Here is a 22665-nt window from a genome sequence, read left to right as displayed (position 1 = left end):
TCAGGAAGGACTTCAGTTTAATAACCTGCGGCCTATAATAAAAAACGCGTTATGGGGGAAAATCCCCCGTAAAAATTGCGTGGAGAATGGCGTGGCATCACTGATCTATTCCTTTGCCCAGCTTGAGGCGTTCACTGCCGTCGCTGAACACGGCAGCCTGATGAAGGCGGCCAGTAAACTCGGCAAAGATCGTACTACCCTGCGGGATCTGATCGATTTCCTTGAGGATGGGCTGGGCTATGCTCTGTTCCTGCGGGAGGGGCGCAGCCTGCGCCTGACGCCGGAGGGGGAGCAGCTTCAGCGGCAGGCGCACCTGCTAATGCGCCAGGTCAAAGCGTTTGAGGCGTTTGCCAGATCGGTACCGGACAGCGCGACGCAGGACATTGCCCTCGCTTACGATCCGTTCACCCCCAGAGCTTTTTTACAGGCGCTGATTGCCACACTGGCGACGAAAAAGATCCGCCTGAGCCTGACCAGCGCATCGCGCGATGAGGCGGAAGCGATGCTGGCAAACGGTCAGGCCGATCTGGGGATCTGCCAGGCGCGCAACCGCAGCGTGGGCAATGAGATGGAGTGGCGGGCGCTGGGGGCGATCGAAATGGATTTTTACGCCGCAACGGCGCTTTTTGCGGAGGTTGCGTCGCCGGTGTCGCTGCTCGATCTCTCTCTGGTGCCACAGGTGATTATGCATCCCGCGTCAGACGAGCCGGTTGCCCGTCGCCTGCAAATTTCAGGGCACACGCTTTTCACTAACGAACTGGAGATGCTGCGCAGCCTGCTGGAGCAGGGCTGCGGCTGGGGGTTTTTGCCGACCCATCTTCAGGCAACGCAGTGGAAAAATGTAAAAAGGCTGCCCACCGAAGTGGGCAGCCAGGGGATAAGCCAGACGATGGTCACTATCTGGAAGCCGGGCAGCGACAAGCGCGGGTTGATCAACGATACGCTGTCGCTGCTTCCGGCGTTATGGAAACGTTCAGCGCTGTGAGCACCCTTTGCACTGTTTATTCTGGATCTGCTGGAAGAAGTCGTTGCCTTTGTCATCCACCAGGATAAACGCCGGGAAGTTCTCCACTTCAATTTTCCAGATGGCTTCCATTCCCAGTTCAGGATACGCCACGCACTCCAGGCTCTTGATGCTGTTTTGCGCCAGCACCGCCGCCGGGCCGCCGATGCTGCCGAGGTAGAAGCCGCCGTGCTTATGGCAAGCGTCGGTGACCTGCTGGCTGCGGTTACCTTTGGCCAGCATGATCATGCTCGCACCGTGGGATTGCAGTAGGTCCACGTAGGAGTCCATACGCCCGGCGGTGGTTGGGCCTAAGGAGCCAGACGCGTAACCTTCTGGCGTTTTGGCCGGGCCTGCGTAGTAAATCGGGTGATCTTTAACGTACTGCGGCAGTTCTTCCCCGTTGTCGAGCAGCTCTTTCAGCTTCGCATGGGCGATGTCGCGCGCCACGATGATGGTGCCGTTCAGCGACAGGCGGGTGGAGACCGGGTGCGCGGAAAGCTGCGCCAGGATCTCATTCATCGGCTTGTCGAGATTGATGCTCACCACGTCGCCTTCACCCTGTTGACGCAGGGACTCAGGAATATACTGGCCCGGATTGTGTTCCAGCTTCTCAATCCAGATCCCGTCGCGGTTGATTTTCGCTTTGATATTACGGTCAGCGGAGCAGGAGACGCCCATGCCGATTGGGCAGGAGGCACCGTGGCGCGGCAGGCGGATTACGCGAATGTCGTGGGCAAAGTATTTCCCGCCGAACTGCGCGCCAAGGCCGAGGTTTTGCGCTTCCTGAAGCAGTTCCTGCTCAAGCTGGACGTCGCGGAACGCCTGGCCGTGCGCGTTGCCTTCGGTTGGCAGGCCATCGTAGTAGCGCGCAGAGGCGAGCTTGACGGTTTTCAGCGTGGCTTCCGCTGAGGTGCCGCCAATAACGAAGGCGATATGGTAAGGCGGGCAGGCCGCGGTGCCGAGGGTCCGCATCTTCTCAACCAGATAATTTTTCAGCTTCGCCGGGGTGATCAGCGCTTTGGTTTCCTGATACAGATAAGTTTTATTGGCGGAACCGCCGCCTTTCGCCATGCACAGGAATTTATACTCGTCACCATCAACGCTGTAGAGGTCGATCTGCGCGGGCAGGTTGGTGCCGGTGTTCACCTCTTTATACATATCCAGCGCCGCATTCTGCGAGTAGCGCAGGTTGTCTTCAATATAGGTGTTATACACGCCCTGACTCAGCGCCGCTTCGTCACCGCCGCCGGTCCAGACGCGCTGGCCTTTCTTACCCATAATGATTGCCGTACCGGTATCCTGACAGGTGGGCAGCACGCCTTTCGCCGCAATTTCGGAGTTGCGCAGGAATTGCAGGGCAACGTACTTATCGTTCTCGCTGGCTTCCGGGTCGCTCAGAATAGCCGCAACCTGCTTCTGGTGAGAGGTGCGCAGCATAAATGCCGCGTCGTGGAAGGCCTGCTGTGCCAGCAGGGTCAACGCCTCTGGCTCGACTTTCAGCACTTCCTGACCGTCGAACTCGGCAACGGAAACGTGCTCTTTGGTCAGCAGATAGTATTCGGTGTCATCGTGCGCAAGAGGGAAGGGGTTTTGGTAGATAAACGGTTTGTTTGACATAGCGTATTGCTCCACAAAAATAAAACCGCCGGAGGAGAAGTCCGGCGGTCAGGAATCAGAACATCATGGACATCCACGGATAACCAATCAGCAGCAGGGCCGCCAGGAAGATGGCACCGAAGATGGTGCCGAGGCGCCAGTAGTCTTTGGTTGGCAGGTAGCCGCTACCGTAGTAAATCGGGCTTGGACCGGTACCGTAGGGGGTAATGATCCCCATCACGCCCAGCGAGGTCACCATCAGCAGAACGAACACTTCCATATTCATGCCCGGAATGGTGGAGGCGATGGTCAGCATCGCAGGCAGCAGCGCCGTGGTGTGCGCGGTGGTGCTGGCGAACAGATAGTGCAGCAGGTAGAACGCCAGCAGCAGCACGATGGTGGCGACACCCGGAGAGATACCGCTCATCAGCAGGCCGCCTTCTTTACCCAGCCAGCTGATAAAACCGGTGGAGGAGAGGCCATCCGCCAGCGCCACCAGGGTGGCGAACCAGACGAAGGTATTCCACGCGGCTTTGTTACCGGTGATATCGTTCCACTCCAGCACGCCGGTCCACAGCATCAGGCCAACGATCAGCAGGGCAGCCATGGCCGGTTCAATCCACGCCGCGGCGAAGATCCACATCAGCAGCGCACAGCACACGAACACCAGCAGCAGGATCTCATTGCGCGACAGTTTGCCCAGTTTTTCCAGTTCACGGGTCGCCCACAGCGGTACTTCGTTATTCACTTTTACTTCCGGCGGGTAGAACCAGTAGGCCAGCAGCGGCATGGTCAGGATCAGCAGGATGCCCAGCGGCAGGAAGGCGAGGAACCAGGTCCCCCAGGAGATATCAATTCCAACCGTGCTTTTTACCAGCGCCAGCGCCAGCAGGTTAGGTGCCAGAGCGGAAAGGAACATCGAGCTGGTGATACAGGCCGCGGTGATGGCTACCCACATCAGATACGAACCGATTTTGCGCGCGCTTGGGTCATTGGGTTTTGAACCGTACAGCGGCGGCAGGTTGGCGATGATCGGGTAGATGGTCCCGCCGCTGCGCGCGGTGTTGGACGGGGTGAACGGGGCCAGCAGCAGGTCCGCAAACGTAATGGCGTAACCGAGCGTGAGGCTGCGACGGCCCAGGTACTTCACCAGAATCAGCGCCAGACGGCGGCCGAAGCGGGTTTTGTCGTAGCCTGCGGCGAACATAAAGGCACCGAAAATCAGCCAGACGGTGGAGTTACCAAACCCGCTGACCGCCCATTTAAAGGAGGCGCCCGCCAGCTTGAATTTTGGGTCAGCCAGCTGTTCCGGGCTAAAGAGTACCCACTGGCTGCACAGCGCAATCGCCACGACGCCGGTAAGACCGATCACGGCGCCCGGCAGCGGTTCGAAAATTAAGCCGACGATGACGCCGACAAAGATGGCGAAGTAGTGCCACGCATAAGGCGGCAGCCCTTCCGGAACGGGGACAAACAACAGCAGGACGGCAACAATGACGGGCAAAGCCATCATCAGCAGTCGTTTTGCTGTTCCATTTGATGCCAGATTCGCCGCAGGAGGCGTTACAGCAGTTTTTGTATTCATAGTTTCACGTCTTAAGTTGTCAAAAATTCGTCGCCCGGCGAAAACACAAATTCGATTGAAATATCCTTTTTGCTTTTTTTAGTTATTTAAGGTGCGGATTTGTGTTTTCACTAATAGCGATTTAACGCATTTTGGTTTGCGCTAAATAAAAAATGATGATGTTTTTATATTGCTCTTTTGAATGCCATAACTATTGATCGCGATCAAAAAAACGGAACTGAATGGCTATTTTTATATTTTTTATAATAACCACTCTGAGTAGTGTGGTTATTCGCTAGCTTTACGCATTTTATGTATCAAAACTATAACATTTAAATTCTGGTGATTTTGTTTATCTTTGTTTTATAAGGTTTTTTGATAGATTTGGTGTATTGGTTTGACCTTTTATAATTTAACTTTTTTTAAATTCTTGTGAACGAGTGAAACATTCCCGCTAACACCAATGTGTTATTAATGTTATCGAAGGGATTAAATAGTTTATTAACTAACGTAATGACTTTAGAAACTAAAAAAAGCTTTATATTACTATCATGACATCGGCAAAAAACACGAAATAAAAAATCATTCCGATAACGAATTCTTAATTTTTAAAGTTTGGAGTTTCTATTATGAGCACTAACGCACGTATTTTAAGCCCCTTCACATTACCGAATGGTACTGAACTGAAAAACCGTTTGTTAATGGCCCCGATGACAACCTGTACCGGTTATTACGATGGCACCGTGACCAGCGAGCTGGTGGAGTACTACCGCGCCCGTGCGGGCAGCATCGGCACCATCATCGTTGAGTGCTGTTTTGTTGACGATCTCGGCCTGGCGTTCCCGGGCGCAATTGGTATTGATAACGACGAGAAAATCGCCGGGCTGGCAAAAATCGCTGACGCCATCAAGTCCAAAGGCTCTAAAGCCCTGCTGCAAATCTACCACGGCGGCCGTATGGTCGACCCAAAACTGATTGGGGGTCGCACGCCGGTTGGCCCAAGCGCCGTTGCCGCGCCGCGTGACGGTGCCGCCACGCCGGTTGCCCTGACCGCGGAAGAGGTGGAAGGCATGATCGGCAAGTTCGGCGAAGCCGTGCGCCGCGCAATTCAGGCCGGGTTCGACGGCGTCGAAATCCACGGGGCGAATACCTATCTGATCCAGCAGTTCTTCTCCCCGAACTCTAACCAGCGCGACGACGAGTGGGGCGGCAGCCGCGAAAACCGCGCGAAATTCCCGCTGGCGGTGCTGGACATTACCCACAAGATGGTGCGCCAGTACGCGGACGACGCGTTTATCATTGGCTACCGTTTCTCTCCGGAAGAGCTTGAAGTCCCGGGCATTCGCTTCGAAGACACCCTGTATCTGCTGGAAAAACTGGCCGCGCGCGGGGTAGATTATCTCCACTTCTCCCTTGGCGCCGCCCTGCGTCCTTCTATCGTCGATACTCAGGACCCGACGCCACTTATCGAAAAATACTGCGCCATGCGCTCTGACACGCTGGCGCAGGTACCGGTGATGGGCGTTGGCGGCGTGGTGAATGCCACGGATGTGAATGAAGCGCTGGATCACGGTTACGACCTGATTGCCGTTGGCCGCGCCACCATCGCCTATCCGGACTGGACCGATCGCATCGCGGCGGGCGAAAGCCTGGAGCTGTTTATGGACAGTACCCGACGCGAAGAACTGAGCATCCCGGAACCGCTGTGGCGCTTCTCGCTGGTGGAAGCGATGATCCGCGACATGAGCATGGGCGAATCTAAATTCAAACCGGGCACCTTTATTGAAAAAGTGCAGGACGATGCTAACGAGCTGGTGATTAACGTCAGCCTCGAAACCGACCGCATCGCCGATATCGAACTGGCCTCCGGCCCGAGTGAAGACGTCGAGTTTGTCACCAGCTTCGAAGAGATCCGTACCCGTATTCTGGATGCCAACACCCCGCACGTGGACGCGATTACGGGCGCGACCAGCCAGAGCGAGGCGGTGAAAAAAGCGGTCTCGAAGGCGATGCTGAAATCCAGCAAAGCGCTGGCGGCGGAAGAGGGCGCTGACCCGAATGAGACTAAAAGCGTGGATGTGGTGGTGGTCGGCAGCGGCGGCGCCGGTCTGGCAGCGGCGATTCAGGCGCATGACGAAGGCGCGAGCGTGCTGATCGTCGAGAAAATGCCCACCATCGGCGGGAACACCATTAAAGCCTCGGCCGGGATGAACGCGGCGGAGACCCGCTTCCAGCGCGTGAAAGGTATTCAGGACAGCAAAGAGCTGTTCTACCAGGAAAGTCTGAAAGGCGGTGGCAACAAGAACGACCCTGAACTGCTGCGTCGCTTTGTCCAGAACGCGCCGCAGGCTATCGAATGGCTGGCCACGCGCGGCATTATGCTGAACGACATTACCACCACCGGCGGGATGAGCATCGACCGTACGCACCGTCCGAAAGACGGTTCCGCAGTGGGCGGGTATCTGATCAGCGGCCTGGTGCGTAACGTCAACAAGCGCAACATCGAGGTGATGCTGGATACCTCCGTGAGCGACATCATTTTCGAAAATGGCGAAGTGACCGGCGTGCGTCTGACCACCGAAGAGAACGAAACCCTCACCGTGGCAACCAAAAGCGTGATTGTGGCAACGGGCGGCTTCAGCGCCAACAGCCAGATGGTGGTGAAATACCGTCCGGATCTGGCAGGGTTCGTTACCACCAACCACAAAGGGGCGACCGGAGGCGGTATCGCGCTGCTGGAGCGTATCGGTGCGGGCACCGTGGATATGGGCGAAATTCAGATCCACCCAACCGTTGAGCAGAAAACGTCGTATCTGATTTCCGAATCCATCCGCGGCGGCGGGGCGATTCTGGTAAACCAGCAGGGCAACCGCTTCTATAACGAAATGTCGACCCGCGACAAAGTCTCGGCGCAGATCATCGCGCTGCCGGAGAAATACGCTTACATCGTCTTTGACGAGCATGTTCGCGCCAAAAACAAAGCCGCGGATGAGTACATCGCAAAAGGGTTTGTTACCAGCGCCAGCTCGCCAAAAGCCCTGGCGGAAGAGCTGGGGATGGATCACCACCAGTTCCTGGCAACGCTGGAACGTTACAACGGCTTTGTGGAGAAACAGCACGACGATGATTTCGGTCGCACCACCGCGCTGCGTGCGCCAATCAACGAAGGGCCGTTCTACGCCATTCAGATTGCACCGGGCGTTCACCACACCATGGGCGGCGTGACCATTAACACAGAAACCTGCGTGCTGGACAGCAACCACAACGTATTGCCGGGAGCGTTTGCTGCGGGTGAGGTTGTCGGGGGCATCCATGGCGGTAACCGCATCGGCGGTAACGCGGTGGCAGATATCATTATTTTTGGTACGCTTGCAGGACATCAGGCGGCTATGCGTTCGAAAACACGGTAAGGCTCCTGTTTCCCCGGCGGCGCGGTGCCTGCCGGGGCTACATCTGAGGACTCATGAAATGCCTGATAGCCATCGCGTTTACAGCTACTCCGCCGTTCTGATGGGATCGCCCATCCTCCTGAAACTCTTTTCCCATGACGAAGCGCTTGCCTCTCGCGTGTTTCGCCTGATCAAACAGTACGAAGATCTGCTCACCGTTAACCGAGCGCACTCTCAGGTAATGGACATCAACCATGCGGCCGGTCAGCATCCGGTTGCCGTCAGTCGCCCGGTGTTCGAGCTGATCCGCTGCGCGAAAGCGGCCAGCCTGCTTAAAGACAGCGCCTTTAACCTGGCGATCGGCCCGCTGGTGAAATGCTGGAAAATTGGCTTTAAGGGGGACGCTGTACCGCCCGCGGACGAGATCGCCGCCTTGCTGGGCATCACGCATCCTGCGGACGTGGTGCTGGATGAAGCCAACAGCAGCGTGTTCCTTACTCGCCAGGGAATGGAGATCGATCTGGGGGCCATTGCTAAAGGCTATATCGCCGACAGGGTGCGGGATCACCTCCTTAAAGAGGGCGTTGAACTTGGGCTGATCAACCTTGGCGGCAACGTCCAGACGTTAGGCTCGCCGGAGGGCGGCTGGCGCGTCGGCCTGAAAAAACCGTTCGCCGGTGACGCGCTGATTGGCGCCATGACGGTCGAAAACCGGTCGGTGGTGACGTCAGGCACCTATGAGCGCTACTTCGAGCTGAACGGCAAACGTTATCACCACATACTTGACCCACGCACCGGCTACCCGCTGGATAACGAACTGGACAGCGTGACGATTATTTCGCCAGACTCCCTCGACGGCGATATCTGGACCACGCTGATCTACGGCATGGGCGTGGAAAAGGGCTGCGCCGCGCTGCGTTCGCGCCCCGATATTGAAGCCATCTTTGTCACCAAAACAAAAGAAGTGGTGATCTCCTCGATGCACCACTTCCGTTTTACCCTTCTGGACGACAGCTACCGAATTACTGGCAGTACTGTTTGAGTAGGCCGACCTGTTCCGGCTGCAAACGGTAGCGATATACCGGCCGGCCGGTAGCGCCGTAGTGAATGCTGGTGAACAGGATATTAATTTGCGCCAGCCAGATCAGGTATTTGCGGCAGGAGACGCGGGAAATGTTGACCGCATTCGCCAGATCGTCGGTGGAAAATTCTATCTCCGGATGGCTGTCGATCCACTGGCAAATGGTGCGCAGCGTCTGCGGCGTCAGGCCTTTCGGTAATTTTTTGCTGTCGGCCAGCTCCGGCGCGCCGCCGTGGATCAGCCTGTCGACGTCGGCCTGTTCATAATACTGATGCGATCCCATCAGGCTGCGCTTTGCCTTCCAGCCGTTCAGCGCCTCTTCAAAACGCGGGAACTGGAACGGTTTAATCAGGTAATCCACCACGCCATAGTGCATTGAGGTCTGGATCGTTGCGGCGTCGGAGGCCGACGAGATCATGATGACGTCAATCGGGCGGCCCGACGCGCGGATGATGGGCAGCAGATCCAGCCCGTTATCCTGCTGCATATAGACATCCAGCAGCACCAGATCGATCGGCTGGCCTGGGTTGGCGATCAACGCCTCGGCCTGGTTGAGCGTGGAAGCGACGCCGCAGCAGCTAAAACCCTCAACGCGGTTAACATACAGACGGTTGAGGTCGGCTACCATGGCGTCATCATCGACAATTAACACATTTATCACGCGATATTCCTCTCGCTATCCCAGGGGATCTGAACAAAAAATTGGGTAAATACGCCAGGCTCCGACTCGACGGTAATATCTCCGCCCAGATTCTGGATCTGCTGACGCGCAAGGAACAGCCCAACGCCGCGGTTTTCACCTTTTGTTGAGTAGCCCTTTGTAAAAATAGCCTCCAGCCGCTCGGGATCAATGCCGGGACCGTCATCGCTGACCTCACCGCTCAGCCAGCCGTTCTGATAATGCAGCAGCAGGCCGATCTCGCCTTCCGGCTGGCCTTCCATCGCATCCAGGGCATTTTCGATTAAATTGCCCAGCACGGTGATCAGCACCGCAACCTGCTCTTCATTGGCGGTGTCGGGAAGCTGGCTCTCCTCCGCCAGCGTCAGGGTCACTCCGGCCTCTTTAGCGCGGTTAATTTTACCCAGCAGGAAGCCCGCAATCACCGGCGATTTAACTTTGCGCTGTATTGCGCCGATATCCGTCTGATAATTCTGCGCGGTCTGGATGATGTACTCCTCCAGCTTATCGTAGCGCTTCATGTGCAGCAGGCCGAGGATCACGTGCAGCTTGTTCATAAACTCATGCGTATGGGAGCGCAGGGCATCAACGTAGCTGACCATGCCATCAATACGCTGCATTAACTGGCTGATTTCGGTCTTATCGCGGAACGTGCTGATCGCCCCGATCACCTGATTCTGGCTTTTCACGGGGACCATGTTGCACAGCAGCAGCCGCCCGTTACAGCCGATCTCCTGATCCTGGCGGGCAATGCCGGTCCTGGATACTTCGCGCAGGCTGGCCAGCAGCGGTTCACTGCTGCTTTCGGAGTGCTGGCCCGAGGTCAGGAGTAATATTTCTCTGGCGGTGTGGTTAATCATCGTCACGCGCCCGTGCATATCCACGGCCATCACGCCTTCGCGCAGGGACTGCAACATGGCCTGGCGCTGCTCAAAGAGGGCTGAGATTTCGTAAGGCTCCAGCCCAAAGAGGATACGTTTCAGAACCCGGACCAGACCCCATATCGCCACTGAGCTCATCAGAACGCTGAATAAGATGGTCCACACGGCGTTGAGCCGCCCGCGGGCAATCTGATCTTCAACTTTATTCAGCGAAATACCCACCACCACCACGCCGATCTGGTCGTGCTGGTCGTCATACACGGGCGTAAAGACGCGCAGCGCTTCCGCGAGCGCGCCGCGGTTAACGGAGACATTCTCTTTCCCTTCCAGGGCGGGCGTCAGATCGTCGCCAATAAAATGCAAACCTAACAGCGCTTCGTTTGGATGGGAATAGCGGATCCCACGCAGGTCGGTGACCACGGTAAACAGCAGGTCGTTGCGCTTCGTCACCGCCTCGGCAATCGGCTGGATGATGCCAGCCTGCGGCGATTCCATCAGGCCACGCTTGATCTCCGGGCTGTCGGCCAGCGTCCGGGCGATACCCAGCGCGGTATCTTTCACGTCATCGCGCGTGGCGCGGGTGATCTGCACAGAGTACAGCGCGAAGACCACCAGCAGCACCGAGCCGATAATCGCGCACACCATCAGCGTAACCAGCGTATTCAGCTTCATAGGGCGCTTGCGCGTCGGGGGGAAGGGCTGCAAATCGCTCATTAACACTCCGCGATGAATAAGAAAGGGCTAATTATCGCTGATGACGGGCGTTTCATAAAGCCATGTAAAGAGAGGCGTTTCGTGAGCCTCCTCTCAGGTGACCTATATAAAACACTTTATAGTGTGAGGGTACTCATAATAAGGAGGCAGTTTATGAGCATTATGCTTACCGGTACGGCCAGGGAAAGACGGCACGCCAGCACCACGAACATCGACAGATTATCGACGCTGGATATGCTTAACGTCATACACCAGGATGACGCGCAAATCTCTTCTGCACTTACCCCTCACTTAAGTATGCTGGCCCGCGTGGTGGATAACGCGGCGGCGACGCTTAGCCACGGCGGACGTCTGGTACTGACCGGCGCGGGCGCGTCCGGACGCGTGGCTGAACAGGCGGCAGAAGCGTTTGCGCCGGGAAAACATCCCGTCATTGCGATGACAGCAGGCGATCACGCCGGTAGCTACGCGCGCGGCGTTGCCGACCTTCAGACGATAGAATTTGGCGAGCATGACATGATGCTGGCGCTGTCCGTCAGCGGCAAAACCCCATGGGTATGGGGCGCGATGCGTCATGCGTGGTCTCTGGGCTCAACGGTTGCGATCATTACGGAGGATGCGCAAAGTGAAGCGGCGCAGCTGGCGAGCATGGTCATTGCCCCCGAACTGGGCGCGGATGTGGTGGCCGGGTATACCAACGCTAAAGCAGGCATTGCGCAAAGCATGATCCTGCATATGATCACCACCGGTCTGGCGGTACGTTCCGGACGGGTGTACAGCAACCTGCGCGTTGATCTGGAGGCAAGCAACACCAGATGGGCCGAACGACAAATTGCCATTGTGATGGAAGCGGGGGGATGTAGCCGGGCGCAAGCGAAGGCCGCGCTGGAAAGCTGTAACCACCAGTGCAAAACGGCGGTACTGATGGTGCTGACGGGGCTGGATGCCTGGAAAGCGCACGAATTGCTGGCGCAGAATAACGGGTTTGTTCGCCTGGCCTTGCAGGAAGCGCCATAACATTTCAGCGTCAAATAAAAAAAGCCCGCATCGCGGGCTTTAATATTGATGGGGATTAGAACTGGTAGGTCATGCCTACGCCAACGATGTCATCGGTAGCAATACCGTTGTCATTGTAGAAGGCATCATCTTCGTCCAGCAGGTTGATTTTATAATCAACGTAGGTGGAGAAGTTTTTGTTGAAGCTGTAGGTCATGCCCACGTCGATGTAGTTAACCAGATCCTGGTCTACATAGTCATAGCCATTGCCTGGGTGATAATCGTTACCGCCCAAATCGATGCCTTTAGAATAGACCCACGCCAGGGATGGACGCAGACCGAAGTCAAACTGGTACTGCGCTACGGCTTCAAAGTTCTGTGTTTTGTTGGCGATGCCATCGTTGCCGTACGGAGTCATGTTACGGGTTTCCGCATACATCATGGCCAGGTAGACATCATTAGCATCGTATTTAGCACCGATTGTCCACGCTTCCGCACGTTCACCGCCAGCATATTTGCTGAAGCGGTTATAGGTGCCAGCGCCGTAAGCGACCTGGTCGTTAGTACGGTCAGAGGAAGAATAAGCCGCACCCAGCGTCAGGCCGAAATCGAAGTCATAGGTGGTAGACATACCGAAGCCGTCGCCGTTCTGGAAACGAACATCATCATGGCCGTTTTTGGTGCCTTCCTGATTTTCGTTTGCGTTGCCACCTTCATTATTACCCTGGTATTGCAGCGCAAAGTTCAGGCCGTCGACCAGACCGAAGAAATCGTTATTACGATAGGTCGCCAGACCGTTAGCACGACCGTTCATGAAGTTATCGGTCCAGGTGTAAGAATCTCCACCAAATACCGGCAGCATATCGGTCCAGGCTTCAACGTCATACACGACGCCGTAATTACGGCCGTAATCAAATGAGCCGTAGTCGCCATATTTCAGGCCAGCGAATGCCAGACGGTTGAAAGATTTATCACCTGCGCCTTCGGTGTCGTTAGCGTAGGTTTTATATTCCCACTGGCCATAGCCTGTCAGGTCGTTCGTGATCTGCGTTTCGCCTTTGAAACCCACCTGAACATAGGTTTCATCGCCGTCGTCGCCGGGGTTGTCGGAGAAGGTATGACGCGCATCAACCTTACCGTACAGGTCAACTTTGTTGCCATTCTTGTTATACATTTCCGCCGCATTTACTGCGCCAGCCATTAATAACGCGGGTACGAGAATTGCCAGAACTTTTCTTTTCATTATATATTCCCTTTAAATATAAATTGTCTGAATATATGTAATTACCCTCCGTAACTACATGGCTGATACTATTCTATGGATTATTATTTAGGTTCAAAAATAAATGTAATTAAAGTGGTAAAAATATTGCAAAATATTTCTTTTTATCTCTTTATTTTTCATATGAATTAATTCATTGAAAATATAGAGGGTAATTATTATTAAGTATTTCGTAATTCTATTTATAAAGGGTTTTAATTCGGGTGTATTATAATTCACTCACTTTTGAGCAACAGGACAGGATGATGGAACTTGCGCAGTGGCAACACCGTTTTGAGCGCTGGCTCGACGAAAATCATTTTACTGATGATACGGCGCACGATATCGCCCATTTTCACCGCGTCTGGATGACGGCGCAGGGTATTATGGCTGACGAGGATAGCGATCCGCTGGTTGTGCTGACCGCATGCTACTTCCATGACATTGTCAGCCTGCCGAAAAATCACCCGGAACGTAGCCACTCCTCGCGGCTGGCAGCGCGAAAAACGCGCGAGATCCTCAGTCGCGACTTTCCTGATTTTCCGCCGGATCGTTATGCAGCCGTTGAGCATGCTATTGAAGCGCACAGCTTCAGTGCCGGTATCGCGCCGCAAAGCCTGGAGGCCAAAATTGTGCAGGATGCCGACCGGCTGGAGGCGTTAGGCGCTATCGGCCTGGCGCGCGTCTTTGCCGTCTCCGGTGCGCTGGGCGCCGCGCTGTTTGATGCCAACGACCCGTTCGCCGGAACACGAGCGCTGGATGATAAAGCCTTCGCGCTCGACCACTTTCAGACCAAACTCCTGCGCCTGCCTGACACCATGCAAACCGCGCGGGGGCGCGAACTTGCGCGTCACAATGCCGATTTTCTGATCCAGTTTATGGCGAAGCTGAGTGCCGAATTACAGGGCGATTACCTCGGAACCGACAGCCAGATATTGACCCATTTCCGTCGCAGTGTGCGATCCTGAACTGTGGTACTCTGTTTTCTGTCTTTATTGTCCGGTTAAGAGAATGCAGGAAAATCGATCAGTGACTGTGCCCGCGCCTGAGCGGGTTGAGAAATCAACGGCAGCCGTGCAGGCACTCCTGCGTCAGCTGCTGGAAATGTATGATGCTAAAACGCTGGCAAACCAGCTGGTGGCCCATGGCGAGAGCCACTGGAGCCCGGCGATACTCAAGCGGCTGCTGATAAGCGACAGGGCAGGGCACCGCCTGAGCGACGGTGAGTTCCGCTATCTGCAAAATTTGCTGCCGCGTCCGCCTGCTGCGCATCCAAATTATGCCTTTCGCTTTATCGATCTCTTTGCCGGTATCGGCGGCATTCGCCATGGCTTTGAAACTATTGGCGGGCAGTGTGTATTCACCAGTGAATGGAACAAACATGCCGTCCGTACCTATAAAGCCAACTGGTATTGCGATCCCGACGCGCACCAGTTCAACGCGGATATTCGGGATGTCACGCTGAGCCACAAAACCGGCGTCAGCGATGAAGAGGCCGCCGAACACATTCGCAATACTATTCCGGCGCACGATGTGCTGCTGGCGGGCTTTCCGTGTCAGCCGTTCTCGCTGGCTGGCGTGTCGAAGAAGAACGCGCTGGGACGCGCACACGGCTTTGCCTGCGATACGCAGGGCACACTGTTCTTTGATGTTGCCCGGATCATTGATGCCCGCCGCCCGGCAATTTTTGTGCTGGAGAACGTCAAGAATTTAAAGAGTCATGACGGCGGCAAAACCTTCCGCATTATCATGCAAACGCTGGATGAACTGGGTTATGACGTGGCGGATGCAGAGGACATGGGGCCGGACGATCCGAAAATTATCGACGGCAAACACTTCCTGCCGCAGCACCGCGAACGCATCGTGCTGGTGGGCTTCCGCCGCGATCTCAATCTGAAAGGCGATTTTACGCTGCGTGATTTGCCCTCGCTGTATCCGGCGCGCCGCCCGACGGTGGCCGATCTGCTGGAGCCCGCCGTCGATGCGAAATTCATTCTGACCCCGGTGCTGTGGAAATACCTCTATCGCTATGCCAAAAAGCATCAGGCCAAAGGCAATGGCTTTGGGTTTGGCATGGTCAATCCGCTTAATCCTGACAGCGTGACGCGTACGCTGTCGGCGCGCTATTACAAAGATGGTGCGGAAATTCTTATCGATCGCGGCTGGGATAAGGCGCTGGGCGAAAAAGATTTTGACGATCCCCAGAACCAACAGCACCGACCGCGGCGCTTAACGCCGCGCGAGTGCGCCCGCTTAATGGGCTTTGAGACGCCGCAGGGCTACAGTTTTCGCATCCCGGTGTCGGATACCCAGGCCTATCGTCAGTTTGGCAACTCGGTAGTGGTGCCCGCCTTTGCCGCGGTAGCTAAACTGCTGGCCTCACGCATCAGCAAGGCCGTTCAGCTTCGTCAGAGCGAGGCCGTCGATGGCGGACGTTCACAATAAGGCCACGCGCAGTAAAAACATGCGTGCCATCGGCACGCGTGATACCGCGATTGAAAAACGGATCGCGGGCCTTCTGACCGCCGCCGGGTTTGAATTCAGGGTTCAGGATGCCACGCTTGCCGGGCGTCCTGATTTCGTCATCGACGCGTACCAGTGCATCATCTTTACCCACGGCTGTTTCTGGCATCATCACGACTGCTATCTGTTTAAAGTCCCGGCGACACGCACCGACTTCTGGCTAGAGAAGATTGGCAGAAACGTCGAGCGTGATAAACGCGATGTTTCTCAGCTTTACGCTCAGGGCTGGCGGGTGCTGATTGCCTGGGAGTGCGCGCTGCGTGGAAGAATGAAGCTGAATGACGTGGAACTGACGGAGCGGCTGGAAGAGTGGATCTGCGGCGGCGGTCAGGCCGCGCAGATCGATACCCAGGGCATTCACCCGATCACGGTTTCTCCACCTCACACCTCGTGACAATCGGTTTCGCGGGCAGCAAATATTTACCCAGCGTGACCAGTACCACGGCAAAGACAATCACACCCAGCGCCAGCCATTCAATCGTCGACAGCACTTCGCCCGCAAAACCGGTACCCAGCAGCACGGCAACCACCGGGTTAACGTAGGCGTAGCTGGTGGCAACCGCCGGTGAGACGTTGCGAATCAGGTACATATAGGCGTTGATGGCGATAATCGAGCCAAACAGCGCCAGATACCCGACGGCCAGGAAACCTGAAAGGTCTGGCATCGCCGTCAGTTTTTCACCCGTCAACGCGGAGGCCATCAGCAGCACAATGCCCGCCGCGAGCATCTCAATCGCACCTGCCATCATCCCGGAGGGCAGCTCGATGCGTGAACCGTAGACCGAGCCGAAGGCCCAGCTCATGGAGCCGATCATGATCAGAACGGCAGCCCAGGGGTTCCCGCTCAGGTTACCGCCGCTGTTCAGCAGGATGATACCCACAAGCCCAATCGCGATGCCCAGCCATTCGAGCTTACGGGTGCGGATCCCGAAGAGGCGACTAAAGCAGAGCGTAAACAGCGGCACGGTTGCGACGACCACTGCGGCGATGCCCGACGGCACGTTCTGGTGTTCGGCGACGGTTACCGCGCCATTGCCCACCGCCAGCAGCAGCAGGCCAATCAGGGCGGCGTTAAGCAGGGGACGCCGCGGCGGTAGTCTGTGGCCGCGCAGCAATAAAAACGCCATCAGCAGCACGCCGGCCGTAAGGAAACGAATACCGGCCATCATCAGCGGGGGCCAGCTTTCCACGCCTATACGAATGACAAAATAGGTGGACCCCCAGATGATATACAGGGAAAAGAGTGCTCCAATGAGCGGTAATAAATGCCGGAAACGCATAGTCCCTCACGACGAAATAAAAAGTTCGCTCATAGTTAACGCCAAAACTATCAGCCTGGCGAGTGCTTTAATTGTGTTGTTGATGTGAAATTTTTGTTGACGCGAGGTGCCAGTTTCCGGGCGGTGAGTTTTGTTCCATACTATTCACTTAATTAGCAAAAAAAGAAGGAAAGAGATTTTGGCAGGAAGTAGCTTATTAACATTACTGGACGACATCGCCACCTTGCTGGATGACATTTCGGTTATGGGAAAACTGGCGGCGAAAAAGACCGCCGGGGTACTGGGAGATGATTTGTCGCTTAACGCGCAGCAGGTCAGCGGCGTGCGGGCGAACCGTGAGTTGCCGGTGGTGTGGGGCGTTGCGAAAGGGTCCTTTATTAACAAGGTGATCCTCGTTCCGCTGGCGCTGCTGATTAGCGCCTTTATACCCTGGGCCATTACGCCCCTGCTGATGATTGGCGGGGCGTTCCTGTGCTTCGAGGGTGCCGAAAAAGTGTTGCATATGTTCGCTGCACGCAAAGAGAAAGACACCCCGGAAATGCGCCAGCAGCGTCTGGAAGCGCTGGCCGCACAGGATCCAAAAACGTTTGAACGCGATAAGGTCAAAGGTGCGATCCGCACGGACTTTATCCTCTCGGCCGAGATTGTGGCGATTACGCTGGGGATCGTCTCAGGTGCCCCTCTGATGAACCAGGTGCTGATCCTGTCCGGCATTGCGATCCTCGTGACGATAGGGGTTTATGGCCTGGTCGGGCTGATCGTCAAGCTGGACGATATCGGCTTCTGGCTGGAAAAAAAATCCAGCGCAATTGCGCGCGGCATTGGGAAAAGCCTGCTGGTGCTGGCGCCGTGGCTGATGAAAACCTTGTCGGTGGTGGGAACCCTGGCGATGTTCCTGGTCGGCGGCGGAATTATCGTGCACGGTGTTGCTTCGCTGCATCACATGATTGAACATTTTGCGTCAGGCCAGGGAGCGGTAGTTGCTGCAATTCTGCCCACACTGCTTAACCTCGTACTGGGCTTTATCGTCGGTCTGATTGTGGTAGCCGTTGTTAAGCTGGTTGAAAAAGTACGCGGGAAATCGCATTAATTATTGCTGACCCCGGATGCAAAAAGACCATTCCTCGTCTAAATTGAAAACGTTTCACCCTGATACAGGAGGCAGGTATGGTCTTTTTGATCAGTGATGAAGTTAAGCCCAAAAATGGTGGTCCAGGTATGATCGTCACCGGGTATTCCAGCGGAATGGTGGAGTGTCGGTGGCATGATGGATACGGCATTAAGCGGGAGGCTTTTCGCGAAGACGAGCTTCAGCCTGCTAATAAAAGGCAAAAACGCGACAAGGCTTAATCACACAACGCCCGGCCTTGCCGGGCGTTTTTACTGGCAGAAGACTTATCATATCGGATGGTGAGCGACAATCAGGGAGTGTGTGTGCAGCACGATACCTTTGTTGTAAAACAATCTTTTTTGCAGTGGCTGCATAAGCGCAGCAATCCCCGTTTGATTGTTAACTTCTGTTTTATCGTTGTCCTGATCTTTTCCACCCTCCTGACCTGGCGCGAAGTTGTGGTACTGGAAGATGCTTATATCTCCAGCCAGCGTAACCATCTGGAAACGGTTGCCAGTGCGCTGGACAGACAGCTTCAGTTCAGCGTCGATAAGATATTGTTTTTTCGCCACAGCATGCGTGATGCGCTGGAAACGCCGCTGGCGTTTGGCGTGCTGCATGATGCGGTAAAGCGTTTTGCGCATTTGCGCACGTCCCCCAGCTGGCAAATTGCGGTTGATAAACAGCGCACGTTACCGATCAACGGTGTTTCGGATGCCTTCGTTGAAAAGACGACCCTTCTGAACCGTGATGATGAGTACCTTGATAATGAACTGTCCGCCGCGCTTGAAGTGGGGTATTTGCTGCGTCTGGCATCCAGCCCTTCCCGCAACGAAGAGCGCGTGATTTATGTCTCTCGCGCCGGATTCTTTCTGGAAACGGATACGCCGGGAAATTCCAGCGATATCGTGCAGCGCTATTACCATCTGGTCACTCAGCCCTGGTTTACCCAACAGTCCGAGCGTGAAAACCGTGCGCGTGCCGTGCGCTGGTTTATCTCGCCGCCTTCCACCTTTGTCGGCAAAAAGCCGCTGATCACCGCCAGCGTGCCGGTTTATTACAATCACGTCTGGTATGGCGTGGTGGCGATGGATTTCACCTTTGCCACCCTGCGTCGCCTGCTGGTGGAAGCCGTGGGCGATAACCCGGAAGGGGAATACCAACTGTATGGCAGTCGGCTTACTCAGCTTGCAACGTCTGAATCAACTGCTGCGGACGTTAATCATTTTGACGCGCGCGAATTAGCGCAGATAGCGCACGCGATAGAATCGGATTCCGAAGGCGGCATTCGCCTGGGGAGTCGTTTTGTGAGCTGGGAGCGTCTCGACCATTTTGATGGCATCGTCCTGCGCGTGCACACCCTGGATGAAGGGGTGCGCGGTGATTTCGGCAGCATCAGCATTGTGCTGGCATTGCTTTGGGCGCTGTTCACCGCGATGCTGCTCATCTCATGGCTGGTGATCCGGCGCATGGTCAGTAATATGTATTCGATGCAGAACTCGCTGCAATGGCAGGCCTGGCACGACCCTCTGACCCGGCTGAATAATCGTGGGTCGCTGTTCGAGCAGGCGAAAATGCTGGCGAAGCAGTGTGAACAGCAGTCGCTGCCTTTCTCGGTCATTCAGATCGATCTTGATTGCTTCAAGAGCATCAATGATCGGTTCGGGCATCAGGCGGGTGATAAGGTGTTGTCCCATGCCGCGGGTCTGATTGCCAGCACCCTCCGGACTAAAGATATTGCCGGACGCGTCGGGGGCGAAGAGTTCTGTGTGGTGCTGCCGGGCATGACGCTTGAAGAGGCGGCGGAAGTCGCAGAGCAGATCCGCGAGCGTATCGACAGCAAAGAGATCCTGATTAAGAAAAGTACCACCCTGCGCGTAAGTGCGTCGTTTGGCGTCTCTGGCGCGCAGGAGAAGGGCAATTATCACTTCGAAAATCTGCAATCCACCGCCGATGCGCGTCTGTATGAGGCGAAACAGCGCGGGCGTAACCGGGTCATCTGGCAGGATCACGTCAAAAAGTAATCAAGCCCCTCGCACCAGCCGGTCGGCCCGGTGTGCTGAGTGTGATAAACCCGGGCGGGATCGTTGTTCTTAAGGCTGACGCCCTCCCGGTTGAAGCCTTTCACCACGACGGCAAAGCCTACGCTGTCCAGCAGCGGGGCATCATTCGGGCCGTCGCCCAGGCCCAGCGTCGTCGGTTCGGAACCCTCGTGCAGGCGATACTGGTCCACAAGCCAGTGAACCGCCACGTCTTTGCCGCAGCAGGTATCCAGGATATGCCAGAAGCGTGCTCCCTGGACAATCTTCAGCCCCTGCCGGGCGAGTTCGGCGGCAAAGCGTTCCATTTGTTCATCACTGTCACGCCAGATCAGCGTCACGGAAGCCTCGTGTTTACGCGCAAGCACTGAGCGGGGACGACTCAGCCCAGTCCATTCGGCGACCACGCGCTCGTCCACGTCATCGAAGGTGGTGAATTTAAGATGCATCTCCTGGCGTACCCGGGCAATACACTGCCGGATATCGTCATGCTTCTTTTCTGAGATGAACCGTGCGGCGTTTTCCCACCGTACGTCAGGCTGGATCACCGCGCCGTTTTCCGCAATATAGGGCAACCCGCCAAGCCCCAGCTCCTGCTGGATGTCATCCATCTCGGACGCGGTTTTGCTGCTGCACAGAATGACCGGTACCTGTTCATCCATTAACTTTTCCAGCCAGGGGGCCGCAGGCTGCCAGTCGAGTGTGTGAAAATCTAACAGCGTGCCGTCGAGGTCGGTAAAAACAAGCAGAGTCTCCTCAAACGAAGGCATAACGTCTCCCGGGTGATGATTTCACCTAAGATAAATCTTAAAAAAACAGGCATTGACGCGCCGTTGAAGTGGAAACGATCCCGACAAACCCACAGGCGGCGCATGTTTATACTCATAACCAAAATTCACATGTATAAAATATAATATTCGCTAAGAGAATATATGCTTGTAAGACTATTCCGTTGGGGATAATGTCTTACCTGCATCAGATTTCCTGGTGTAACGAATTTACAAGTGCTTCTTGCATAAGCAAGTTTGATCCCGGTCATCCCCATGACCGGGATTTTTTTCGCCTTAGCGGTTCGTCTCCGAGACGCTAAAGTCATGGATATCCAGCTCGAATGCTTCAGCCAGTTCACGGTAGGTATGGTAATCCCTACCATTGACCACGACACGGTCGGAATTATCCTCCGCGCGATGAACTTCGGACTCACTGATTTCATTGATGGCGGCAAGCAGGGCATCGACATCCACTTCAACCTCACGCTTAATGGTGTCGCTGTACTCTTTGTCGGTCTTCATGGCGGGTTCCTCATTTAATCGTCTCAACAGTTAAGTATAGACCGCACACAAAAACGCCATTCGCGCCAGGTGGCGATGCCAGGCAATGCAATTTGTTCTACACTGGCTCAAAACCACAGGAGGAATGTATGAAGGTCAACGATCGGGTAACCGTCAAAACGGACGGTGGGCCGCGCCGCCCGGGCGTGGTGCTGGCTATAGAAGAGTTTAATGAAGGCACAATGTATCTGGTGTCGCTGGAAGATTACCCGCTCGGCATCTGGTTCTTCAACGAACTGGGGCACCCGGATGGGATCTTTGTGGAAACGGCGGAATAGGGCGGCGTCGGGGTGTCTTCTCCCCGGCTCCGGCTACTGAAAAGCAAAATCTCTGGCCAGGCCAGAGATCAAGGTAGGGTACAACATGGCCGTGCAAATTAGCGCATATTAACGAAAATCCCATTCGTCACATTATCTGTCAGGCGTACGACATGGTATATGACTTGCTTATTATGCGTTTTAATTTTCCTTTTAATATTTCCTTTGTGTGACGATACTGTTTTTGCCTTGATATTCATCTGGTCTGAGATCTGAATTGTCCCTTGTCCAGCCATCCACATTCTTAGCATACTTGATTCAGTTCTGCTTAATGATAGGGTGGGTAAGTTAACCGCCCCTACATTCTTAACTTCTTTATTCAAATAATCGCCCAAGATATCATCAAGCGACTCTGGTTTAATCGATTTCGAACTGATTAATAAGTTTTTACGCACCAACAAATACTCATCGAAATGAATATTGGCGATCGCCATAAAAACAATAAACAGGGTCTTAGGATGCTGATTAATGATCTGCTTAATGTGCTGACTGTTAGCGGGGTCGTGAATGAAACAGTCCTCATTAATAAACACCACGCCGGGCTTGTGGGCGTCACAAGCGGCTGCGAGTTCTTCAACGGTGTGTGCATCGTTGATGTCTCTCTTTCTTACCCCTCTGCTTGCTAAGTACCCGGTTAACCCTAGCCGGGTGTAGCTGCATAAATCCATAATGATCGTTGACATGGCATACCCTCACTCAATGCGTAACGATAATTCACCACCTGCCTGAGAGCTCATAAACAGCCATACGGGATGGAAAAAATCTAATAAAACCTGTGAGCATGACAAAGACTTTCAGGCGAACTCACTATCCCGTAAAGTTACGTATAATTTGCCAGGAATCATCTTAAAGTAAAGTAAATATTAAGTATTGTGAGGTGGTTAGAAACATTTAAAC

20 protein-coding genes are annotated in these 22665 nt (G+C 54.9%); 11 read left to right on the top strand and 9 right to left on the bottom strand.

Annotated elements, in window-relative coordinates; genetic code table 11:
* Positions 1 to 79 precede the first annotated feature (79 nt).
* On the top strand, positions 80 to 985 hold the full coding sequence (locus tag ACJTMZ_RS04080; RefSeq protein ID WP_062938725.1) for a LysR family transcriptional regulator: 906 nt from the start codon (positions 80 to 82) through the stop codon (positions 983 to 985).
* Here the strand turns inward: ACJTMZ_RS04080 and fumA are convergent.
* Both fumA and ACJTMZ_RS04070 read right to left on the bottom strand, forming a co-directional pair.
* Complete coding sequence (fumA, locus tag ACJTMZ_RS04075; protein WP_063413105.1) at positions 974 to 2623, bottom strand: class I fumarate hydratase FumA; 1650 nt, start codon at positions 2621 to 2623, stop codon at positions 974 to 976. The genes ACJTMZ_RS04080 and fumA overlap by 12 nt on opposite strands.
* 55 nt (positions 2624 to 2678) lie before the next feature.
* Positions 2679 to 4187: an anion permease gene (locus ACJTMZ_RS04070; protein WP_017383327.1), complete on the bottom strand. Its 1509-nt coding sequence runs from the start codon at positions 4185 to 4187 to the stop codon at positions 2679 to 2681.
* Between the two features lie 608 nt (positions 4188 to 4795).
* Here ACJTMZ_RS04070 and ACJTMZ_RS04065 point away from each other — a divergent pair.
* Together ACJTMZ_RS04065 and ACJTMZ_RS04060 are read left to right on the top strand one after the other, a co-directional pair.
* Positions 4796 to 7576 carry a flavocytochrome c gene (locus ACJTMZ_RS04065; RefSeq protein ID WP_408626870.1) on the top strand — a complete coding sequence of 927 codons (2781 nt, stop codon included), beginning with the start codon at positions 4796 to 4798 and terminating at the stop codon, positions 7574 to 7576.
* A 58-nt stretch (positions 7577 to 7634) separates the two neighbouring features.
* Positions 7635 to 8597 (top strand): FAD:protein FMN transferase, encoded by a 963-nt coding sequence (locus tag ACJTMZ_RS04060; RefSeq protein ID WP_017693134.1) that lies wholly within the window; start codon positions 7635 to 7637, stop codon positions 8595 to 8597.
* Here ACJTMZ_RS04060 and dcuR read toward each other — a convergent pair.
* Together dcuR and ACJTMZ_RS04050 are read right to left on the bottom strand one after the other, a co-directional pair.
* Positions 8578 to 9297, bottom strand: coding sequence for a two-component system response regulator DcuR (gene dcuR, locus ACJTMZ_RS04055; RefSeq protein WP_003859556.1), 720 nt, complete (start codon positions 9295 to 9297; stop codon positions 8578 to 8580). The two genes, ACJTMZ_RS04060 and dcuR, sit on opposite strands and share 20 nt — an antisense overlap.
* Positions 9294 to 10910: a sensor histidine kinase gene (locus tag ACJTMZ_RS04050; protein ID WP_032619380.1), complete on the bottom strand. Its 1617-nt coding sequence runs from the start codon at positions 10908 to 10910 to the stop codon at positions 9294 to 9296. The genes dcuR and ACJTMZ_RS04050 overlap by 4 nt, the downstream gene beginning before the upstream one ends.
* A gap of 153 nt (positions 10911 to 11063) precedes the next feature.
* Here ACJTMZ_RS04050 and ACJTMZ_RS04045 point away from each other — a divergent pair, with 153 nt between their 5' ends.
* On the top strand, positions 11064 to 11927 hold the full coding sequence (locus tag ACJTMZ_RS04045) for an N-acetylmuramic acid 6-phosphate etherase (RefSeq protein ID WP_015572428.1): 864 nt from the start codon (positions 11064 to 11066) through the stop codon (positions 11925 to 11927).
* A 55-nt stretch (positions 11928 to 11982) separates the two neighbouring features.
* Here the strand turns inward: ACJTMZ_RS04045 and ompC are convergent, their stop codons facing one another.
* Entirely contained in the window at positions 11983 to 13149 is a 1167-nt protein-coding gene (gene ompC, locus ACJTMZ_RS04040) for a porin OmpC (RefSeq protein ID WP_023303931.1), read from the bottom strand.
* Between the two features lie 284 nt (positions 13150 to 13433).
* Between ompC and ACJTMZ_RS04035 the strand changes: the two genes are divergently transcribed.
* The 3 genes from ACJTMZ_RS04035 to ACJTMZ_RS04025 are packed head-to-tail and all read left to right on the top strand — an operon-like array spanning position 13434 to position 16084.
* Entirely contained in the window at positions 13434 to 14135 is a 702-nt protein-coding gene (locus tag ACJTMZ_RS04035; RefSeq protein WP_252010753.1) for a phosphohydrolase, read from the top strand.
* A gap of 43 nt (positions 14136 to 14178) precedes the next feature.
* Positions 14179 to 15612: a DNA (cytosine-5-)-methyltransferase gene (locus tag ACJTMZ_RS04030; protein WP_252010679.1), complete on the top strand. Its 1434-nt coding sequence runs from the start codon at positions 14179 to 14181 to the stop codon at positions 15610 to 15612.
* Positions 15593 to 16084 carry a DNA mismatch endonuclease Vsr gene (locus tag ACJTMZ_RS04025; protein ID WP_252010678.1) on the top strand — a complete coding sequence of 164 codons (492 nt, stop codon included), beginning with the start codon at positions 15593 to 15595 and terminating at the stop codon, positions 16082 to 16084. Before ACJTMZ_RS04030 ends, ACJTMZ_RS04025 begins: the two co-directional genes overlap by 20 nt.
* Here ACJTMZ_RS04025 and yedA read toward each other — a convergent pair.
* Positions 16056 to 16970, bottom strand: a complete 915-nt coding sequence (gene yedA, locus ACJTMZ_RS04020; RefSeq protein WP_015572432.1) for a drug/metabolite exporter YedA — start codon at positions 16968 to 16970, stop codon at positions 16056 to 16058. The genes ACJTMZ_RS04025 and yedA overlap by 29 nt on opposite strands.
* Positions 16971 to 17148: 178 nt before the next feature.
* Here yedA and ACJTMZ_RS04015 point away from each other — a divergent pair, with 178 nt between their 5' ends.
* The 3 genes from ACJTMZ_RS04015 (at position 17149) to dgcQ (ending at position 20105) form a co-directional block, all read left to right on the top strand.
* On the top strand, positions 17149 to 18060 hold the full coding sequence (locus ACJTMZ_RS04015; RefSeq protein WP_252010677.1) for a DUF808 family protein: 912 nt from the start codon (positions 17149 to 17151) through the stop codon (positions 18058 to 18060).
* Between the two features lie 77 nt (positions 18061 to 18137).
* On the top strand, positions 18138 to 18320 hold the full coding sequence (locus ACJTMZ_RS04010) for a YodC family protein (protein ID WP_003859574.1): 183 nt from the start codon (positions 18138 to 18140) through the stop codon (positions 18318 to 18320).
* Between the two features lie 84 nt (positions 18321 to 18404).
* The gene (gene dgcQ / locus ACJTMZ_RS04005; protein ID WP_032671690.1) at positions 18405 to 20105 is read left to right on the top strand and encodes a cellulose biosynthesis regulator diguanylate cyclase DgcQ; all 1701 of its coding nucleotides are present in this window, start codon (positions 18405 to 18407) and stop codon (positions 20103 to 20105) included.
* Here dgcQ and ACJTMZ_RS04000 read toward each other — a convergent pair.
* Together ACJTMZ_RS04000 and yodD are read right to left on the bottom strand one after the other, a co-directional pair.
* Positions 20090 to 20890 (bottom strand): mannosyl-3-phosphoglycerate phosphatase-related protein, encoded by an 801-nt coding sequence (locus ACJTMZ_RS04000; RefSeq protein ID WP_017383338.1) that lies wholly within the window; start codon positions 20888 to 20890, stop codon positions 20090 to 20092. The genes dgcQ and ACJTMZ_RS04000 overlap by 16 nt on opposite strands.
* Positions 20891 to 21184: 294 nt before the next feature.
* Positions 21185 to 21412: a YodD family peroxide/acid resistance protein gene (yodD, locus tag ACJTMZ_RS03995; protein WP_017383339.1), complete on the bottom strand. Its 228-nt coding sequence runs from the start codon at positions 21410 to 21412 to the stop codon at positions 21185 to 21187.
* A gap of 128 nt (positions 21413 to 21540) precedes the next feature.
* Here yodD and dsrB point away from each other — a divergent pair, with 128 nt between their 5' ends.
* A complete protein-coding gene (dsrB, locus tag ACJTMZ_RS03990) occupies positions 21541 to 21729 on the top strand; it encodes a protein DsrB (RefSeq protein ID WP_003859583.1) in 189 nt (62 codons plus the stop codon).
* A gap of 98 nt (positions 21730 to 21827) precedes the next feature.
* On the opposite strand, the gene rcsA is transcribed toward dsrB, so the two are convergent.
* On the bottom strand, positions 21828 to 22451 hold the full coding sequence (gene rcsA, locus ACJTMZ_RS03985; RefSeq protein WP_017383340.1) for a transcriptional regulator RcsA: 624 nt from the start codon (positions 22449 to 22451) through the stop codon (positions 21828 to 21830).
* Positions 22452 to 22665 lie beyond the last annotated feature (214 nt).

It is taken from the genome of Enterobacter sp. DN, from assembly GCF_046054285.1.
Taxonomy (GTDB): Bacteria; Pseudomonadota; Gammaproteobacteria; order Enterobacterales; family Enterobacteriaceae; genus Enterobacter; species Enterobacter hormaechei_C.
This window is presented reverse-complemented; position numbering and strand designations above follow the sequence as displayed.

Coding starts and splice junctions, on each gene's coding strand:
- ACJTMZ_RS04000 (WP_017383338.1), bottom strand. CDS start 20,890: ATGCCTTCGTTTGAGGAGACTCTGCTTGTTTTTACCGACCTCGACGGC.
- fumA (WP_063413105.1), bottom strand. CDS start 2,623: ATGTCAAACAAACCGTTTATCTACCAAAACCCCTTCCCTCTTGCGCAC.
- yedA (WP_015572432.1), bottom strand. CDS start 16,970: ATGCGTTTCCGGCATTTATTACCGCTCATTGGAGCACTCTTTTCCCTG.
- ACJTMZ_RS04070 (WP_017383327.1), bottom strand. CDS start 4,187: ATGAATACAAAAACTGCTGTAACGCCTCCTGCGGCGAATCTGGCATCA.
- rcsA (WP_017383340.1), bottom strand. CDS start 22,451: ATGTCAACGATCATTATGGATTTATGCAGCTACACCCGGCTAGGGTTA.
- ACJTMZ_RS04030 (WP_252010679.1), top strand. CDS start 14,179: ATGCAGGAAAATCGATCAGTGACTGTGCCCGCGCCTGAGCGGGTTGAG.
- ACJTMZ_RS04065 (WP_408626870.1), top strand. CDS start 4,796: ATGAGCACTAACGCACGTATTTTAAGCCCCTTCACATTACCGAATGGT.
- ompC (WP_023303931.1), bottom strand. CDS start 13,149: ATGAAAAGAAAAGTTCTGGCAATTCTCGTACCCGCGTTATTAATGGCT.
- ACJTMZ_RS04045 (WP_015572428.1), top strand. CDS start 11,064: ATGAGCATTATGCTTACCGGTACGGCCAGGGAAAGACGGCACGCCAGC.
- ACJTMZ_RS04025 (WP_252010678.1), top strand. CDS start 15,593: ATGGCGGACGTTCACAATAAGGCCACGCGCAGTAAAAACATGCGTGCC.
- ACJTMZ_RS04050 (WP_032619380.1), bottom strand. CDS start 10,910: ATGAGCGATTTGCAGCCCTTCCCCCCGACGCGCAAGCGCCCTATGAAG.
- yodD (WP_017383339.1), bottom strand. CDS start 21,412: ATGAAGACCGACAAAGAGTACAGCGACACCATTAAGCGTGAGGTTGAA.
- ACJTMZ_RS04060 (WP_017693134.1), top strand. CDS start 7,635: ATGCCTGATAGCCATCGCGTTTACAGCTACTCCGCCGTTCTGATGGGA.
- ACJTMZ_RS04035 (WP_252010753.1), top strand. CDS start 13,434: ATGGAACTTGCGCAGTGGCAACACCGTTTTGAGCGCTGGCTCGACGAA.
- ACJTMZ_RS04010 (WP_003859574.1), top strand. CDS start 18,138: ATGGTCTTTTTGATCAGTGATGAAGTTAAGCCCAAAAATGGTGGTCCA.
- dsrB (WP_003859583.1), top strand. CDS start 21,541: ATGAAGGTCAACGATCGGGTAACCGTCAAAACGGACGGTGGGCCGCGC.